This is a genomic window from Roseixanthobacter glucoisosaccharinicivorans (assembly GCF_043195095.2).
GTDB lineage: Bacteria > Pseudomonadota > Alphaproteobacteria > Rhizobiales > Xanthobacteraceae > NCEH01.
Map to the genome: position 1 here is coordinate 1035282 of NZ_CM195538.1, position 17563 is coordinate 1052844.

Here is a 17563-nt window from a genome sequence, read left to right on the forward strand (position 1 = left end):
GCCTGCGATCGACGTGCCGCTTGCGACTCGCTGGCCCAGCGTGAAAGGTGACGATGCGCGCGCTTGGGCCTCGCGCCCTCATCGGGTGGTCATGACGCAGGTTTTCTCCATTCCCACTTCGGCGCCGTTCCTGCCCACGCTGGCGCGCGCCTTGCTGGATGGGGACTTGGTGCCCGGCTTTGCGCCGCGCGGCGATCCTTTGGCGCTGGCGTCGGCGACGCTGTATCTCCCCACCCGGCGCGCCGGGCGCATGTTCGCGGATGCCTTGCTGGAGGCGAGCTGCGGCGAGGCGCTGCTGCTGCCGCGCATCGTGCCGCTGGGCGATGTGGACGAAGACGCACTCGTATTTGCCGAGGAAGCGCCCCTGCTCGCGCCGCCCCGCGCGGTGGCGAGCGTGCACCGGCGGGTGGCCCTGGCCGCCCTGGTGGAGCGCTGGCGCGATGCCCTGGCCGAAGGGGCAGGGCAGGCGGCGGTGGCGGCAGGACCGGCGGCGACCGTTGCGCTCGCGGATGAACTCGGCCGCCTGTTCGACCAGATGAGCACGGCCGGCGTTGCCTGGTCACGCCTGGATGGGCTCGCGCCGGAAGAGCACGACCGTTATTTCGAGATCAGCCTGGATTTCCTGCGCATCGCCCGGCGCGCCTGGCTGGCGCACCTGGATGCTTTGCAACTGGTGGAGCCGGCGGTGCGGCGCGATGTGCTGGTGGGAGCGGAAGCATCCCGCCTCGCCCGGCTCGGCATCGCGGCGGGGCCGGTGATCGCCGCTGGCTCCACCGGCTCGCTGCCGGCCACCGCGCGGCTGCTGGCCGCCATCGCGCGCCTGCCGCAGGGCGCGGTGGTGCTGCCCGGCCTCGATCTCGACGCGGAGGACGACGCCTTCGCGATGCTCACCGCGCCGGCGACGCTCGCGCCAGACCATCCCCAATATGGCCTTGCCCATCTGCTGCCGCTGCTCGGCGTCGCCCGGCGCGATGTGGTGGAGCTGGGCCCGCGCGCGCCGAATGGGCGCGAGCGGCTGCTCAGCGAGGCCATGCGGCAGTCGGAGACGACTGACCGCTGGACCGCGCTCGCGACACGCCTGCCGGATGGCGCGCGCGATGCCGCGCTGGCGGGGCTGTCCCTGGTCGCCGCCGCCGATCCGCGCGAGGAGGCGCTGGCCATCGCCTTGGTGCTGCGCGATACGCTGGAGCGTCCCGGCGAGACGGCGGCGCTGGTGACGCCGGATCGCGACCTCGCGCGCCGGGTCGCGGCGGAATTGAACCGCTTCGGCATTTCCATCGACGATTCCGCCGGCGTGCCGCTGGCGGAGACCGCGTCCGGCCGGCTGGCGCGGCTGGTCGCGCGGGCGGCGGCGGAGGCGTGCGCGCCGGGGCCGCTGTTCGCGCTTCTGACGCATCCCCTGGCGCGGTTCGGCCTCGATCCCGACGCCAAGCGCGCGGCGGTGGCGGCGCTGGAGCTGGTCGCCCTGCGGGGGCCGCGCCCACGCGCCGGCATCGCCGGGCTGGCGGCGACTTTGGCCGCCTTCGATCCTGCGTCCCTGCGCGAGGGCGACCCGCGCCGCCGTGTCGACGATAGCGGCCTCGCGGCGGCCTCCGATCTGGTGGCGCGGCTCGGCGCGGCGCTGGCGCCGTTGTTCGCCTGCACGGGAAAGGCGCCGCTGCCGGCCCTGGTCGCCGCCCATCGTGCGGCCGTCGCGGCCATGGCCGGCCCGCTCGACCCGGCGGATCCGGACCCGGCGTCTGCCGCGCTCGCCCACGCCTTCGAGGAGATCGCGGACGGCGCCGCCGACGGCCCGGCGCTGCGGCTTGAAGATTATGCCGAGACCGTCACCGCCTTGTTCGCCGACCAGATGGTGCGTCCGCCCCGCCAGGCGCAGGAGCAGGTGCGCATTCTCGGCCCGCTGGAGGCGCGCCTGGTCCATGTGGACCGGATCATTCTCGGCGGGTTGGTGGAAGGCGCCTGGCCGCCGCAGACCCGCACCGACCCCTGGCTGAGCCGGCCCATGCGCAGCGAATTGGGGCTCGACTTGCCGGAACGGCGCATCGGCCTGTCGGCCCACGATTTCGTGCAGGGGTTCGGCGCGCGTGAGGTGATCCTGACCTATCCCGGCAAGGTCGCGGGCACGCAGACCGTCGCCTCCCGCTTTCTGCAGCGGCTCGCGACCGTCGCGGGCAAGGCGCGCTGGGCGATGGTGCGGGCGCGCGGCGAGGGCTGGCGGCTCGCCGCAGCTTCGCTCGATCAGGGCCCGAGCGTGCCGCGCGCGGAGCAGCCGGCGCCCGCGCCGCCGCTGGAGCTGCGGCCGCGCCAGCTCAGCGTTACCGAGATCGAGACCTTCCTGCGCGATCCTTATTCCATCTTCGCGCGCCACGTGCTGCGCTTGCGGCCGCTCGACCCGCTGGATGCCACGCCGGGCGGCGCGGAGCGGGGCAGTGCTATGCACGCGGCGCTCGGCACCTTCACCGCCGCCTTTCCCGAGGATCTGCCGCCGGACGCGCTCGACCAGCTTCTGGCCCATGGCCGGGCGGCCTTCGCGCCGCTTGCGGTCTATCCCGCCGAACATGCGGTGTGGTGGACGCGGTTCGAGCGCGTCGCCGGCTGGGTGGTGGCCTTTGAGCGCGAACGCCGCGCCGAGCTGCGCCGGGTGGTGCCGGAAGTCTCCGGCCGGCTCGATATCGCGCTGACGCGCGGGCCGTTCCGCCTCACCGGCCGCGCCGACCGCATCGAGCTGCGCAACGACGGGCGCCTGTCCATTCTCGACTACAAGACCGGCACGGCGCCGAGCACCCGGCAGGGCGCGAGCTTTTCGCCCCAATTGCCGCTCGAAGCCGCCATGGCGGCGCGCGGGGCGTTTAAGGATGTGCCGGCGGCCGAGGTGGAGGATTTCCGCTATGTGGAGCTGAAGGGCGGCGCCGAGCCGGGCCGCGAGAAGCCCGGCGTGCACAAGGAGAGCACCGCCACCCAGATGGCGGAAGATGCGCTCGAGCGGCTGAAAGACCTTCTCCTCGCGTTCGAGGATCCGAACCAGGGCTATCGCGCGCTCGCCGCGCCCCAATGGCAAGGGCGCTTTGGGGTTTACGATCATCTGGCGCGGGTGCGCGAATGGGCGCTTGGCGGCGGCGAGGAGGGCGAGGCGTGAGCGAAACCGCGCAGATCGCCAATGCCGCAAAGGCGGACGCCACCCGCCGGCAGGGGGAAGCTTCCCATCCCCTGAGCTCGGCGTGGGTCTCGGCCAATGCGGGGTCGGGCAAAACCCATGTGCTGGCGCAACGGGTGATCCGCCTGCTGCTCTCCGGCACCCCGCCGGGCCGCATCCTGTGCCTCACTTATACCAAGGCGGCGGCGGCCAATATGGCGAACCGCGTGCTGGACATTCTCGGGCGCTGGGTGGGCCTGGGCGATCGCGAACTCGATGCCGAGCTGGTGCGCATCGACGATCGCCCGCCCAATGGCGATCTGCGCGCGCGGGCGCGACGGCTGTTCGCGGCGGCGCTGGAGACGCCGGGCGGGTTGAAGATCCAGACCATCCACGCCTTCTGCGGGGGCCTGCTGCATCGCTTTCCCTTCGAGGCCGGCGTCGCGGCGGGCTTCTCTGAGCTGGACGATGCCGGCCGGCTCGATCTCATGGCGCGCATTCGCGCCGAGCTGATCGTGGAGGCGACCGGCGCGCCCGCGGGCCGGCTGGGACAGGCGCTGTCTGCGCTCATCGAAACCCTGTCGGATGCCGGCGTCGATGCGCTGCTGGAGGCGGCGGTGGACGCCCGCGCGCTCATCGAGCCGCTGGGCGCAGACGCGGACGCGCGGCGCGCGGCGGTGGCGCGGGTGCTCGGCGTTTCGCCGCACGAGACCCCGGACCGCGTGCGGCGGGAGATGCTGGCGAGCCCGCATCTGGCGCGCAGCGAATGGGCGAGCATCGGCGCCTGCCTGCGCGAGGGGGCAAAGACCGACCAGGCGCTCGGCGAACAGCTCGCGCTCGCTGCCGCCGCCGGTTCCGAGGGCGAGGCGCTGGCGGCCTATCTCGGCGTGTTCCTCACCGATAAATACGAGCCGCGCGCGCCCTCGCGCTTTCTCACGAAAGGCGTGCGGGGGCTCTATCCCGCGCTGTGCGGGGCGCTCGACCTGGAGAAAGAGCGCATTGCCGGCCTGATGGATCGCCTGCGCGCGGTGGAGACGCTCGCGCGCACCGATGCCGCCTTGACCCTGGGCGCGGAAGCCTGCCGCCGCTATGCCCGCGAGAAGGCCCAGCGCGGCCTGCTGGATTTCGACGATCTGATCGGCCGCACCGCCGAACTGCTGAACCGGGTGCCGGCCTCCTGGGTGCATTTCAAGCTCGATCGCGGCATCGACCATGTGCTGGTGGACGAGGCGCAGGACACGAGCCCGGAACAATGGAAAGTCGTCGAGGGCCTGATCGCCGATTTCTTCTCCGGCGAAGGCGCCCGTGAAGGGCTGACGCGCACCTTGTTCGTGGTGGGAGACGAGAAGCAGTCCATCTTCTCCTTCCAGGGCGCCGATCCGCGCACCTTCGGCGACATGCACGCGCGCTTTGCCGGGGCGGCGGGTCCGCAGGATTTCCGCAATGTGCGCCTGCCCCATTCCTTCCGCTCGGCGCCCGGCGTGCTGGAGGCGGTGGACCGCATCTTCGCCGCAGAGGCGGCGCGGCGCGGCCTCACGGGCGACAATGCCCCGCCCGTCCATGCCGCCATCCGCGCCGATGCGCCCTCGCTCGTGGAAGTGTGGCCCACCACCGTCCCCGCGCCCAAGCCCAAGGTGGACGATTGGCGCCGGCCGCTCGATGCGGTGCCCGCCGACGACCCGGTGAACCAGCTGGCCCAGCGCATCGCCGCCTTCGTGCGGGCGGGCATCGCGGAGCGCCTCGCCATTCCCTCGCGCGCGGGCCGCGCCATGCAGGCGCGCGACGTGCTGGTCCTGGTGCGCCGGCGCGGGCGCCTGTTCGAGGCGGTGATCCGCGCTTTGAAGACCGCCGGCCCCGGGGTGGACGTGGCCGGCGCCGACCGGCTGGTCATCGCCGACCATATCGCCGCGCTCGATCTGATGGCGCTCGGCGATGCGCTGCTTTCGCCCGACGACGACCTCGCCTTGGCCAGCGCGCTGAAAAGCCCGCTGTTCGGCTTCACCGACGAGGATCTCATCGCGCTCTGCCCGCCCCGCGCGGGGCGGCTCGGCGAGGCGCTGGCCGGCGCCGCGGGGCGGTTTCCCCATTGGGGCGCGGCGGCGGCGCGGCTGGAGACATGGCGCGGGGAAGCCCCGCTGCTGCGGCCGTTCGATTTCTACGCCCGCGTGCTCGGCCGCGACGGCGGGCGCCGCGCCATGCTGGCGCGCCTCGGGCCGGAAGCGGCGGACGTGCTGGACGAGTTCATGGCGCTCGCGCGCACCTATGAGAGCTCCGAGCCGGCAACGCTCGCCGGCTTCCTCGCCTTCCTGCGACGCGGCGGCGCGGAGACCAAGCGCGACATGGAAAGCGGGCGCGACGAAGTGCGCGTCATGACCGTGCATGGCGCCAAGGGCCTGGAGGCGCCGATCGTGATCCTCGCCGATACGGTGGACGTGCCGAAGGCGCGGACCGCCGGCGGCCTTCTGCCGGTGCCGGACGGGGCGGGCGGCACCGTCCCCATCCTCGCCGGGCGCAAGGATGAGGGCCCGGCCGTGCTCGGCCTCGCGCGCGGCGCGGCGCTGGAGCGCGAGCGCGAGGAATATCGCCGGCTGCTCTATGTGGCGCTGACGCGGGCGGAGGATGCGGTGATCGTCTGCGGCGCCGAGACCCGCCTTCCCGGCAAGGACAAGCCGCATGGGCGGCCCGAGGGCTGCTGGTACGATCTGGTGCGCGACGCGCTCGCCGAGGAGGCGATGGAGGTGGAACCGCCCTATGCCCAAGGCCCGGTGCTGCGCTGGCGCAAGGGCGAAGGCTTTGCCCCCGCCCGCGCCGTGCCCGTGCTGGCATCGCTGTCGGCCGGGGACGAACAGGGATCGGGGCGAGCGGGAGACACCGCCGCGCCTGCGCCGGTGCGTCCCGCGCCCTTGCACGCCGCCCCCGTGACCGCCGCGCTGCTCCGGCCCTCCCATGCGGAGGACCAGGCCCCGCGACCAGCCGGGCCGCGTGCCACGCCCGAAGGCGGCGCGCTCGATCCGATCCTGCGGGGCGATCTGATCCATCGCCTGCTGGCCGGGCTGGCGGATCTTGAGCCGGCGCTGCGGCACGACGCGGCGCACCAGCTTCTGCGGCATGTCGCCTCTGCCTTGCCGGCCGAGGCCCACGACATCCTCGCGGCCGAGGCGCTGGGCGTGCTCGACCATGCGGGCCTCGCGGAGCTGTTCGGCGCGGGAAGCGTGGCGGAAGTGCCGATCGTCGGCCGCTGGTTGGCGGGCGACCGGCTGATGTCGGTCTCCGGCCGCATCGACCGGCTGGCGGTGCGTGCCGATCGCATCCTGCTGGCGGACTTCAAGACCGATTCGCTCCCGCCCCGCCGCACCGAGGATGTCGGCGGCGCCTATGTTTCCCAGCTCGCCATCTATGGCGAGGTGCTGCGGCGCGCCTTTCCGGGCCGGACGGTGGAGGCGATGGTGGTCTATACGCGCGGGCCGGTGATCCATGCCCTTGCACCCGAGCGGCTCGCGGCCGCGCTGGCGCGCAGCGCGGTTGCTTGACCCTTCGGCAGGGGTCACGAGGGCGCGACTTGCCTTGACGGGAGGGGGAGGGGCTACCTACGTTGCACTCACACCGGGATTCCCCCTTCGCCCCCTTTGAGGTGTGCCATGGCAGTCGAGAAAGTATCCGATCAGAGTTTCGAACAGGACGTCCTGAAGTCCGGCGCGCCCGTCATTGTGGATTTCTGGGCCGAATGGTGCGGCCCCTGCCGCATGGTTGGCCCGATCCTCGATGAAGTGTCCGGCGAGCTGGGCGACAAGCTGAAAATCGTGAAGCTCAACGTGGACGAGAATCCGGAAACGGCGTCCAAATACGGCATCATGTCCATTCCCACCCTCTTGCTGTTCAAGGATGGCAAGATCGCCTCCCGCCAGGTGGGCGCCGCCCCCAAGGCGAAGCTGGTGCAGTGGATCAACGGCGCGATCTGAGCGCAGCCGTTCTTCGTGAAAAAGGCGGGCTTGGCCCGCCTTTTTTGTTGGCCTTTTGTTGTCGACCCGAGCCCTTGGACGCGCCCTCAGGCCCGTCGGGACCATACAGGGGCGCGATCCACGCAAACAAGCGCGGGCGCCCAGACAGCAAAAAGAGCACATCTGTTTTCAGATGCGCCCTGCATTTGGTCGAGATGGCCGGTGGCCGTGCTACGCCGTTGAAGGGCGAACAGGCCTAAGCCTCTGCGAGAGTGCGGACCGGGACCGCGCGCCAGAGATCGCCTCGGCCGGGGGCGAAGGTGTTTAGCCGGTTGGCCTGCGCCTGTGCAGCGCTACCATCGCGGAACGGCCAGGCCTCATCGACGAAAAAGGCCGCGCCGGGGATGATGACCGGCGTGCCCTTGGTGGCATCCACCGTTTCCTCGCCATCGAAGAACAACCAGCTGGAGGGGGCCGCATCGGCCACGCGGGCGACGACGAAGTCCGTGTCGCGCACGGTTTCGCGGGCGTGAAAGCCGGCGCGCCGCAGCAAGGTCCGTTCGAGAAGAGGCAGGCTGAAATTCATCATGGTCTCACGCACCTGAGGCGAAACGCACTTTTCCGCCTCTTTACCCAGGATGAATGCCGGTGCCCCCCATCTTGTTCCCGCGCGGCTCAGGCCAGGGTTGCAGACCAGCCCCGCGCTCCACGCAGAAGCGTGGCGGTGCCCAGTTTCAATAGCTGACGGCGGCGAGATACAGCCCCGCGGCGGGCGCCATGGGGCCGCAGCGCCGGCGATCGCAGGCGGCGAGCGCGTCGGCGAGATCGGCGGCACTCCAGCGCCCCTCACCCACGCGCAGCAGCGATCCCACCATGGACCGCACCTGGTGGTGGAGGAACGAGCGGGCGGACGTGGTGACGCGGATTTCCGCGCCGATCCGCTCCACGTCGAGCTGGTCCAGGGTCTTCACCGGGGAGGCAGCCTGGCACTCGGCGGCGCGGAAGGTGGTGAAATCATGCTTGCCCAGCAGGCGCTGGGCGGCCACATGCATCGCCTGCGCGTCCAGCTTCTGGGGAATGCGCCACGCCCGGTCGCGCTCCAGCGCAAGGTCCGGCCGGCGGTTGACGATGCGATAGAGATAATGCCGCTTCGTGGCCGAGAAGCGCGCGTCGAAATCATCCGCCACCCGCTCGGCGGTGAGCACCGCCACCGGATGGGGCCGCAGATGGGCGGTGAGCGCATCGCGCACCACGTCGGTGCGCCAGTCGCGGGCAAGATCCATGTGCGCCACTTGCCCGGTCGCGTGCACGCCGGCGTCGGTACGCCCCGCGCCGGCCACATGGGTCCGCGTGCCGGTGAGCCGCTCCACCGCATCCATCAGCACGCCCTGGACCGTGGGAAGGTTCGCCTGCACTTGCCAGCCGGCGAAGGCGGTGCCGTCATATTCGATGGTGAGCTTGTACCGGGGCACGTTACGATCTGCTCGATTCCAGGAGGAAAATATGGCGCTAATTACCGCGTTCAATAGGCAGCAACGAGATCGCTATACGACTCACAAGCCGATCGAAGCGAACTATTTTGTGCTGGGCGATGGGGAAGCGAGACTGATCCAGATCGACACGCTGGGTACATCTGACCGAGAGTTTCCGGGAAAATTGAGCCAGACGATTCAATTAAATAGAGACGCCGCAGAAGCCCTCTATTCCATTTTAGCCAGAGAGTTCGGATTCAAGTAAGTCGCGTGCCGGGGGGCAGTGGATTGCCGCGCAGGAACGTGTCCGCGCCCATGGGCTGCTTGCCGGCCTTCTGCAATTGCACCAGCCGCACCGCCCCGTCGCCGCAGGCGATGGCGAGGCCATCGTCCAGCACGGTGCCCGGCGCGCCTATGCCTTCGGCAAGGGTGGCGCGCAGCACCTTCACACGTGCCTCGTCCGCGCCCAAGGGGAACCAGGCGCCGGGGAAGGGGGAGAGGCCGCGAATCTGGTTGTGCACCTCGCGGGCGGGCCGGCTCCAGTCGATGCGGGCTTCGCTCTTGGCGATCTTGGCGGCGTAGAGCACACCGTCCTCGCCCTGGGGGGTGAAATGCAGCCCGCCGCGCTCCAGGGCCGCCAGCGCCCGGCCCATGAGGTCGGCGCCGAGCACCATCAGCGCGTCGTGCAATTCGCCCGCCGTCATGTCCGGCCCGATGGCGACACGCTCCAGCAGGCCGACCGGGCCGGTATCGAGCCCGGCTTCCATTTTCATCACGGCGATGCCGGTTTGCGCGTCTCCGGCCATCACCGCACGCTGGATCGGCGCCGCTCCGCGCCAGCGGGGCAGCAGAGAGGCGTGCAGGTTCAGGCAGCCGAGTTCGGGCGCATCCAGGATCGGCTGGGGCAGGATGAGCCCATAGGCGACCACCACCGCCACGTCGGCGTTGAAGGCACGCATCTGCTCGGCGGCTTCCTCGGTGCGCAGGGTCTTGGGGGTGAAGACCGGCAGGCCGAACTTCTCCGCCACCGCTTGGACCGGCGAGGGCGTGAGGTCGAGCCCCCGCCGGCCGGCGGGGGCGGGCGCGCGGGTGTAGACGGCGACCACGTCATGGCCGCGCGCGACGATCTCGGAGAGGGTCGGCACCGCGAAGTCCGGCGTGCCCATGAACACGATGCGCATCACACTGGTCTCCGCCGCCGCCCCGCGCCGGGCGCTGCGGCAAGCTGTGGTTGGGGCCGCGCGCGAGTGGCCGCGCGGCGTCGCGTTTTAGGGCAAGGGGTGGGGGCGCGGCAATGCGGAACGCGCGGACGCTCGGCTCCGGCCGCTCAGCCCTCCGCCTCCCGGCGGGCGGCCTTGGCGAACTTCTTGGTCACACGGTCGCGCTTGAGCTTGGACAGATGGTCGATGAACAGCACGCCGTTGAGATGGTCGATCTCGTGCTGGATGCAGGTCGCGAACAGGCCGTCCGCCTCGGTCTCCACGGTCGCGCCCTCCAGGGTCTGGAACCGCACCGTCACCCGCGCCGGCCGCTCGACCTCCTCATAATATTCCGGGATTGAGAGGCAGCCTTCGCTGTAAACCGAAAGTTCGTCTGAAAAGGCGATAATTTCCGGGTTGATCAGGGCGAGAGGCTTCTTCTCCTCCCCTTCGCGCGTGGCGTCTATGGTCACGACGCGCCGCATCACGCCCACCTGCACCGCCGCGAGCCCGATGCCGGGCGCGTCGTACATGGTCTCGAACATGTCGGCGACCAGCTTCTTCACCTCGTGGTCGATCTTGGCGACCGGTTCAGAGATGAGCCGCAGCTTGGGTTCCGGGATGATGAGGATCGGGCGTATGGACATGAAACGCAGATAGGCGAAGGTCCGCGCGGCGTCAACATGTTCGCGCTTTGTTCGGTGCAAGAATCGGGTTATGGAAGCTGATGAGCGAAGTGCTGTTTTTCCTCGCAGGTCAAGCCATAACCGCTGGCGCCGCGCTCGCAGCAAGTGCGGCGGGCGTTTTCGTCTTGCTGTTGCTCATGCTTTTCGCCTCCCGGCGCACCGCCCGCCAGCGGACCGAGGAAGCGGACGAGGCCGCCGCGCGGGCCCTGGAGATGGAAGCGCGGCTGCGCGATCTCGCCCGCATCCAGGCGGAAACCTCCGGCCGGGTCCAGAGCATGGCGGAAGTGCTCGCCCAACGCCAAAGCGAACTGGCCCGTGCGGTTTCCGAGCGGCTCGATTCCACCTCCCATCGCCTCGGTGAAAGCTTCAACACCTCCGCCCGCGCCACCCATGAAAGCCTCACGAAGCTCGCCGAGCGGCTGGTGATGGTGGAGAAGGCGGAAAAAAGCCTGACCGACCTGTCGTCCCAGGTCATTTCCCTGCGCGAGACGCTCTCCAACAAGCAGGCGCGCGGCGCCTTCGGGCAGGCGCGGATGGAGGCGATCGTCGCCGACGGCCTGCCCCGGGGCAGCTTCGCCTTCCAGCACACGCTGTCCAACGGCCGGCGGCCCGATTGCGCGATCTTCCTGCCGGGGGATTCCCGTCCGTTGCTGGTGGATTCCAAATTTCCCCTGGAGGCGGTCACCGCCTTCCGCGAGGCGCCGACCCCCGAGCGGCGCAAGCATGCCGCCGCGCGCCTGACCCAAGACATGATGAAGCACATCAATGACGTGGCCGAACGCTATCTGGTGCCGGGGGAGACGCAGGACATCGCGCTGATCTTCGTGCCGTCCGAATCTGTCTATGCCGAGATCAACGAGAGTTTCGACGATATCGTCCAGCGCGCCTTCCGCGTGCGGGTGGTGCTGGTCTCGCCCTCGCTGCTGATGCTGGCGATCCAGCTGGTTCAGGCGATCTCCAAGGACGCGCGGATGCGTGAGCAGGCGGACCACATCCGCGCCGAGGTTGGCGCCCTGGTGGCCGACGTGGGGCGGTTGCGCGAGCGGGTGGGCGAGCTGTCGCGCCATTTCGGCCAGGTCGGCGAGGATGTCTCGAAAGTGCTGATTTCCGCCGACAAGATCGCCAAGCGCGGCAGCCGGCTCGAGCAGTTGGAATTCGAGGCGCCGCCCGCGCCGGTGGCCGCGATCCCGGCCAAAAATGGTGGGGACGGCACCGGCCTCGGCGCCGCCGCGGGCCCGGCGGCAAGCCCAGCGCCGGCCCAGTCCTCCCTGCACTTGGGTCTGCACGGCGCGGCGGAATGAGGGCACGCGGGCGGGTGTGGGTGGCCAAGATTGCACCTTGCGTCGCCGTGCCGCGCAGGTAGCTTCATCGGAGCGTTACGAATCGAGGCGGAAGTCTGGGCGACCAGAACCGCGGAGTGCAAAGGAAAAAATGCCCGAATTACCCGAGGTGGAGACCGTCCGCCGCGGTCTTATGCCGGTGTTGCAAGGGGCCGTTATCGAATCCGTGGAAGCGCGCCGGCCGGACCTGCGCTGGCCCTTGCCGGAGAGCTTCGCCGAGCGCCTCGCCGGTCGCCGCGTGGAGGCGGTCGGGCGGCGGGCGAAATATCTCCTCGCGGATCTCGACGGCGGCGAGGTGCTGGTGGTGCATCTCGGCATGTCGGGTTCGATCCGGATCGAGGGCGGTTCGAACGTGCGCCGCCCCGGCGGCTTCCATTATCCGCGTGGCGAAGCGGTGCCGCATGATCACGTGGTGCTCCACCTCTCCAGTGGCGTGACCGTGACCTTCAATGATCCCCGCCGCTTCGGCGCCATGCTGCTCGTGCCGTATGACCGGCTGGAAAGCCACCCGCTGCTGCGCAACCTCGGCCCGGAGCCGCTCGGCAACTTCTTCCACGCCACCCATCTGGCGCGCGTGTGCGCGGGCCGCCGGGCCAATCTGAAGGCGACGCTGCTGGACCAGAAGGTCGTGTCGGGGCTCGGCAACATCTATGTCTGCGAGGCGCTGCACCGCGCCCGCCTCTCGCCGCGCCGCCTCGCCGCGACGCTCGCGACCAAGGCCGGCGGCCCGACCGTGCGGGGCGAGCGCCTGGTGACGGCGATCCGCGACGTCTTGCGCGAGGCCATTCAGGCCGGCGGATCGAGCCTGCGCGACCATCGGCAGGTGAACGGCGAGCTGGGCTATTTCCAGCATGCGTTCCGCGTCTATGACCGGGAGGGCCAGCCGTGCCCGACGCGCCATTGCAAGGGCACGGTGCAGCGCATGGTGCAGGGCGCCCGCTCCACCTTCTTCTGCGCCTCCTGCCAGCGCTGAGTGTCCGCGCCCGCCTTGTGCCCTGGCCGAATCCGCCAGGCGGGCGGGCCGTTCCGGGCATTGGGCGCCTCGCGGCGGAGTGCTACAGCAAAGGCGCCGCGTGCGCTTCAAGCTCGCGCGCGAGGGAGGATGAAGAATGGCGTATGAGACCATCCTGGTGGAAACCCACGGCCGTGTCGGCCTGATCCGCCTGAACCGGCCGCAGGCCCTGAACGCGCTCAATGCGCAGATCATCCGCGAGCTGAACGAGGCCGTGGATATCTTCGAGGCGGACCGCGAAATCGGCTGCATGGTCCTCACCGGATCGGAGCGCGCGTTCGCCGCGGGCGCCGACATCAAGGAGATGAAGGACTTCACCTATCCCGCCACCTATCTGGATGATTTCATCACCTCCTGGGAGCGCCTCTCGCGCGCCCGCAAGCCGGTGATCGCGGCGGTGGCCGGCTTCGCGCTCGGCGGGGGATGCGAACTCGCCATGAGCTGCGATTTCATCCTGGCGGCGGATACGGCCAAGTTCGGCCAGCCGGAGATCAAGCTCGGCGTGATGCCGGGTGCCGGCGGCACGCAGCGCCTCACGCGTTTCGTGGGCAAGGCCAAGGCCATGGAAATGTGCCTGACCGGGCGCATGATGGGGGCTGAGGAAGCCGAGCGCGCGGGCCTCGTCTCGCGCATCGTGCCGGCGGCGGATCTGGTGGACGAGGCGCTGAAGGTGGCCGCGACGATCGCCGCCATGTCGCTGCCGGTGGCCATGATGACCAAGGAAAGCGTCAACCGCTCCTATGAGACCACGCTTTCGGAAGGCATCCGCTTCGAGCGCCGGGTGTTCCATGCCCAGTTCGCTTTGGCGGACCAGAAGGAAGGCATGGCGGCTTTTTCCGAGAAGCGCGCGCCCAATTTCACCAACAGCTGAAGACGCACCGCGCCGGACGGGGCTCACGTCCCGTTCGGCCCGGCGGCATCGGGGAGGCGAGAGCGTCGCGGACCGGGCCGGACGGTGCGGCCGATTTGATCAGAGTGGCCGCCGCATGGCACCGGAACCGGAGCTGGTGCGCGACCCGCGGGCGGGCTGGAAAAGTTATCCACCGGCAGAACGCTGACCCGGCAATCTTTCTTGAAAAGGCGGCTTGGAAGGCGTTGACAAGGCAGGACCTCCCCCCTTATGTCTCGCCTCCTCTCGACGGCCAAGGCCTTCGAGCCCAGGTGGCGGAATTGGTAGACGCGCTGGCTTCAGGTGCCAGTGGCTTAACGGTCGTGGAGGTTCGAGTCCTCTCCTGGGCACCACCCAGTTTTAAAGATAAGCCGCCTCCGGGCGGCTTTTTTTACGCCCTTGGCGCGGCGTGTTTTCCGAATGCGGCGGCGGGTGGGCGATGAGCCGGCGGGGCGAGATCGTCCAGTCCCGCCCACAGCGCCACCATCGCAGCCGACAGCCCGAGGTCGTGACCCGAAAGCCGCACGCGCCGGCCTGCCACGCGCCGGTTCATCAGCCGTCGCGGCGTGCGAAATCCATGCGCGAAATTCATCTTCGAAATTCATGCGCGGAAATTCACCCGAAGGGGCGGCGTCATCGCGCAAAAGTCTCGCGAGGAGCCTCTTTAAACCGCGTTTCGTCTACGCTAACCTATTGTTTCACGTGAAACATTTTCCCTCTGCGGGAGCGCGGGCGGCATTCGTAAATGCGGCAGAGAAGGTCATCGCCCCTCCAAGGGAGCGGCGATGATCCTGCTTCAAAGCCCCATCTGAGCCTTACGTGCGGCCACCCAGCGGCCGATCATCCGGTCCGCCAAGATCCCGAGGAAGGCGATGGCGAGACCCGCCGAGAGGCCCTTGCCGGGATCCGCCTGGGAAATCGCCACCTGGATCTGCTTGCCGAGATCGTTTGTGCCGACGAAGGAGGAGACCACCAGCATGCTCAGGGCCATCATGATCACCTGGTTCACCCCCAGCATGATTTCCGGCATGGCATAGGGCAGTTCCACCTTCAGCAGGCGCTGCATGGGTGTGCAGCCGGCCATGGTGCCCGCTTCGGTCAGGCTGGGCGGCACGCGGCGCAGGCCGTGGTCGGTGAAGCGGATGGCCGGCACCAGCGAATAAAGCACGATCGCCACCATGGCCGAGACGTCGCCGATGCGGAACAGCATCACCACCGGCAGCAGATAGACGAAGGCCGGCATGGTCTGCAGCGTGTCGCACAAGGTGCCGAGGAATTTGTGCAGCCGGTCCGAGCGGCTGCCGAGCACCCCGAGCGGCACACCGATGAGAATGGCGAGGATTGCCGAGATGCCGCACAGATAGATCGTCGTCATCCCGCGCTCCCAGAGCCCGGCGACGGGAATGAAGGCGATGAGAGCCATCATGCCGAGGGCGAAGCGCCATCCCCCGAGCCGCCAGGCGCCGGCGCCCACCACGGCGATCAACGCGGGCCAGGGCATGCCGATGAGGGCCTTCTTCACCGGCAGCAGCAGGTTCAGCAGGATGAAGGTGCGGAACGCCTCGGCGGTGGTGAACAGATGGGTGTTCACGAAACTCACCACTTCCGACCACATGCTGCCTGTGGAGACGCGCCAATCGCGCGGCAGGACCTCAAGCTCTTGTATGGCGAACGACAACAGCGTGAAGCCGAGCAGGACGGCGAGCCCGGCCCAGACATAGCGCCGCCGGACCACAGCTGCGTGTCCGTGCACCGGCCGCAGTTCCACGACGGCACGGCTCATGCGGTCGAGCACGATGGCGAGCGCCACCACCGCCATGCCGGCTTCCAGGCCCTTGCCGAGGCCGTTCGGCTGGCGCAGCGCGTTGAGCACGTCGAACCCGAGACCGCCGGCGCCCACCATGGCGGCGATGATGATCATGTTGAGGGTCAGCATGATCACCTGGTTGACACCGATCAGCAGGTCGTCGCGCGCCGAGGGGACGAGCACCTTCCACAGCGCCTGGCGGGTGGTGCAGCCGGTCATGCGGCCGAGTTCGTCCAGTTCGGGCGGCACGGCCTTCAGCGCCATCATGGTCACGCGCACCATGGGCGGCATGGCATAGAGGATGGTGGCCATGAGGCCCGACACCGGACCGACGCCGACCAGGAAGATCAGTGGCACCAGATAGGCGAAGGTGGGCACCGTCTGCATGAAATCCAGGGTCGCCACCACCGCCGGCTGAAGGCGCGGCGTGCGGAATGCCCAGATGCCGAGCATGAGCCCGGAGAACACTCCGAACGCCACCGCCAGCACCACCTGGGAGAGCGTGACCATGGCGCTGTCCCATTGCCCGAACAAAGCGATATAGCCGAAGCCGAGCGCGCCCAGCGCGGCAAGCCGCGCGCCACCCAGCATGTAGCCCCAGATGCCCATGGCGCAGACGATGCCGGCCCAGGACAGGCGGGGAATGTGGAACCCATCTTCGCCAAAGGTGAAGCCGGTGGAGAAGATCGCCTTCGGAATCTCCAGCGCCCCGGCAAAGAGGGAGGAGACGAAGCGCGTCATGTCCTTGAAGGTGAACAGGCCGAAGCTGAGGTCCCGCACCAGCCAGAACAGGAAGGCGCGCAGCCAGTCGGACACCGGCACCACCCAGGCGGTGGGATAGCTCAGTGCCCAGCGAAAGCTGTCCGGCGCGGCAAGGGGGGCCACCAGCAGAACCGCCACCGCGATGGCGATCAGCCAGCCGACGGAAAAACGCACCCCCCGCCGGACGGGGGCGACGGCGATATCGCTCATGCCCGCGCCCCGCTGACCAGAACCTCGATCACGTCGGCGCGCTGAAGCTTGCCGACCAGCGCTCCGCTATCGTCGAGAACCGCGAGCGGCGCTGTGCTGTCGACGGACATCGCAGCGATCTCCGCGATCCGCGCATTGGCGCTTACGGCCGGGCCGAGATGCTCGTTCGCCGATGTCGGCACGGCGACGCTGCCGACCCGCAAGACCTTGGCCCGCGAGACATGCTTGGTGAAGGCGGACACATATTCCGACGCGGGAGAGACCACGAGCTGCTCGGGCGTGCCCACCTGGATCACCGCGCCGTCCTTCATGATGGCGACCCGGTCGCCGAGGCGGATCGCCTCGTCGAAATCGTGGGTGATGAAGACGATGGTCTTCGACAACAGGCGCTGAAGGCGCAGGAATTCGTTCTGCATCTCGTGGCGGATCAAAGGGTCGAGCGCGGAGAACGGCTCGTCGAGAAACCACAGGTCCGGCTCCACGGCGAGGCTGCGGGCGATGCCCACGCGCTGCTGCTGGCCGCCGGAAAGCTCGCGCGGGTAATGGCCGGATTTGTCCCCGAGGCCGACCAGCTCGATCACCTTGAGCGCGCGCGCCTCGCGCTCGGCCTTGCCCATGCCCTGAACTTCGAGCGGGAAGGCGACATTGCCCAGCACGGTGCGGTGCGGCAGCAAAGCGAAATTCTGGAACACCATGCCCATCTTGTGCCGGCGCAGCTGGATCAGCTCCTCGCCGGTCATGCGCAGCAAGCTCTTGTGCTCGAAGAAGACCCCGCCGGCCGTGGGCTCCACGAGGCGCGACATGCAGCGCACGAGCGTGGATTTGCCCGAGCCGGACAGGCCCATGATAATGAAGATCTCGCCGCGTCCGACTTCCAGCGTCACGTCGCGCACGGCGGCAAACAGCTTGGCCTGACGAATTTCCTCGGGGCTCGGTGTCTCGTTCGCCTGCATGAAGGCCGCGGCGCCGTCGCCATAGACTTTCCAGAGGTTGCGGCAGGTGAGCGCCACCGGGCGCTCGGCGGTGGCCAGGGTCTTTGCTGCGGGGGGCGGCGCGACGGTGGCGGCCTGGGAGGCTGCGGCCATAAGCTCTCATTCCAAGATCAAAAGGGGAAA

Annotated in this window: 13 protein-coding genes and 1 tRNA gene; 8 read left to right on the forward strand and 6 right to left on the reverse strand. The window is 69.3% G+C overall.

The annotated features are described in order from the left end of the window. The first annotated feature begins 91 nt into the window (after positions 1–91). The 3 genes from addB (at position 92) to trxA (ending at position 7092) form a co-directional block, all read left to right on the forward strand. Positions 92–3136 carry a double-strand break repair protein AddB gene (addB, locus tag V5F78_RS04475; protein ID WP_394066185.1) on the forward strand — a complete coding sequence of 1015 codons (3045 nt, stop codon included), beginning with the start codon at positions 92–94 and terminating at the stop codon, positions 3134–3136. Further along, positions 3133–6663: a double-strand break repair helicase AddA gene (gene addA / locus V5F78_RS04480; protein WP_394066183.1), complete on the forward strand. Its 3531-nt coding sequence runs from the start codon at positions 3133–3135 to the stop codon at positions 6661–6663. Before addB ends, addA begins: the two co-directional genes overlap by 4 nt. A gap of 108 nt (positions 6664–6771) precedes the next feature. Further along, entirely contained in the window at positions 6772–7092 is a 321-nt protein-coding gene (gene trxA, locus V5F78_RS04485; RefSeq protein WP_394066181.1) for a thioredoxin, read from the forward strand. A 235-nt stretch (positions 7093–7327) separates the two neighbouring features. Here the strand turns inward: trxA and V5F78_RS04490 are convergent, their stop codons facing one another. Together V5F78_RS04490 and truA are read right to left on the reverse strand one after the other, a co-directional pair. Beyond that, positions 7328–7660, reverse strand: coding sequence for a hypothetical protein (locus tag V5F78_RS04490; protein WP_394066180.1), 333 nt, complete (start codon positions 7658–7660; stop codon positions 7328–7330). 145 nt (positions 7661–7805) lie between these two features. Next, complete coding sequence (gene truA / locus V5F78_RS04495) at positions 7806–8543, reverse strand: tRNA pseudouridine(38-40) synthase TruA (protein ID WP_394066178.1); 738 nt, start codon at positions 8541–8543, stop codon at positions 7806–7808. Between the two features lie 31 nt (positions 8544–8574). On the opposite strand from truA, the gene V5F78_RS04500 reads away from it, so the two are divergent. Next, positions 8575–8808: a methionyl-tRNA formyltransferase gene (locus V5F78_RS04500; protein WP_394066176.1), complete on the forward strand. Its 234-nt coding sequence runs from the start codon at positions 8575–8577 to the stop codon at positions 8806–8808. Here V5F78_RS04500 and fmt read toward each other — a convergent pair. Both fmt and def read right to left on the reverse strand, forming a co-directional pair. Then, entirely contained in the window at positions 8801–9724 is a 924-nt protein-coding gene (fmt, locus tag V5F78_RS04505) for a methionyl-tRNA formyltransferase (protein WP_394066175.1), read from the reverse strand. The two genes, V5F78_RS04500 and fmt, sit on opposite strands and share 8 nt — an antisense overlap. 146 nt (positions 9725–9870) lie before the next feature. Beyond that, positions 9871–10389, reverse strand: coding sequence for a peptide deformylase (def, locus tag V5F78_RS04510; RefSeq protein WP_394066173.1), 519 nt, complete (start codon positions 10387–10389; stop codon positions 9871–9873). Between the two features lie 80 nt (positions 10390–10469). Between def and V5F78_RS04515 the strand changes: the two genes are divergently transcribed. From V5F78_RS04515 to V5F78_RS04530, 4 genes are all read left to right on the forward strand, one after another. After that, positions 10470–11729: a DNA recombination protein RmuC gene (locus tag V5F78_RS04515; protein WP_394066171.1), complete on the forward strand. Its 1260-nt coding sequence runs from the start codon at positions 10470–10472 to the stop codon at positions 11727–11729. Between the two features lie 130 nt (positions 11730–11859). Next, positions 11860–12741: a bifunctional DNA-formamidopyrimidine glycosylase/DNA-(apurinic or apyrimidinic site) lyase gene (mutM, locus tag V5F78_RS04520; RefSeq protein ID WP_394066169.1), complete on the forward strand. Its 882-nt coding sequence runs from the start codon at positions 11860–11862 to the stop codon at positions 12739–12741. 136 nt (positions 12742–12877) lie between these two features. Continuing rightward, positions 12878–13651, forward strand: coding sequence for an enoyl-CoA hydratase (locus V5F78_RS04525; protein WP_394066168.1), 774 nt, complete (start codon positions 12878–12880; stop codon positions 13649–13651). Positions 13652–13935: 284 nt separating this feature from the next. Next, positions 13936–14022, forward strand: a tRNA-Leu gene (locus V5F78_RS04530). 443 nt (positions 14023–14465) lie between these two features. Here V5F78_RS04530 and V5F78_RS04535 read toward each other — a convergent pair. Together V5F78_RS04535 and V5F78_RS04540 are read right to left on the reverse strand one after the other, a co-directional pair. Beyond that, positions 14466–16448, reverse strand: a complete 1983-nt coding sequence (locus V5F78_RS04535; RefSeq protein WP_394066167.1) for an ABC transporter permease — start codon at positions 16446–16448, stop codon at positions 14466–14468. Further along, on the reverse strand, positions 16445–17533 hold the full coding sequence (locus V5F78_RS04540; protein WP_394066166.1) for a quaternary amine ABC transporter ATP-binding protein: 1089 nt from the start codon (positions 17531–17533) through the stop codon (positions 16445–16447). Before V5F78_RS04540 ends, V5F78_RS04535 begins: the two co-directional genes overlap by 4 nt. Positions 17534–17563: the final 30 nt, after the last annotated feature.

Excerpts from the sequence above, each read along its gene's own strand:
- addB (WP_394066185.1), top strand. The coding sequence starts at position 92 with ATGACGCAGGTTTTCTCCATTCCCACTTCGGCGCCGTTCCTGCCCACG.
- trxA (WP_394066181.1), top strand. The coding sequence starts at position 6,772 with ATGGCAGTCGAGAAAGTATCCGATCAGAGTTTCGAACAGGACGTCCTG.
- V5F78_RS04490 (WP_394066180.1), bottom strand. The coding sequence starts at position 7,660 with ATGATGAATTTCAGCCTGCCTCTTCTCGAACGGACCTTGCTGCGGCGC.
- V5F78_RS04500 (WP_394066176.1), top strand. The coding sequence starts at position 8,575 with ATGGCGCTAATTACCGCGTTCAATAGGCAGCAACGAGATCGCTATACG.
- fmt (WP_394066175.1), bottom strand. The coding sequence starts at position 9,724 with ATGCGCATCGTGTTCATGGGCACGCCGGACTTCGCGGTGCCGACCCTC.
- def (WP_394066173.1), bottom strand. The coding sequence starts at position 10,389 with ATGTCCATACGCCCGATCCTCATCATCCCGGAACCCAAGCTGCGGCTC.
- V5F78_RS04515 (WP_394066171.1), top strand. The coding sequence starts at position 10,470 with ATGAGCGAAGTGCTGTTTTTCCTCGCAGGTCAAGCCATAACCGCTGGC.
- mutM (WP_394066169.1), top strand. The coding sequence starts at position 11,860 with ATGCCCGAATTACCCGAGGTGGAGACCGTCCGCCGCGGTCTTATGCCG.
- V5F78_RS04525 (WP_394066168.1), top strand. The coding sequence starts at position 12,878 with ATGGCGTATGAGACCATCCTGGTGGAAACCCACGGCCGTGTCGGCCTG.
- V5F78_RS04535 (WP_394066167.1), bottom strand. The coding sequence starts at position 16,448 with ATGAGCGATATCGCCGTCGCCCCCGTCCGGCGGGGGGTGCGTTTTTCC.
- V5F78_RS04540 (WP_394066166.1), bottom strand. The coding sequence starts at position 17,533 with ATGGCCGCAGCCTCCCAGGCCGCCACCGTCGCGCCGCCCCCCGCAGCA.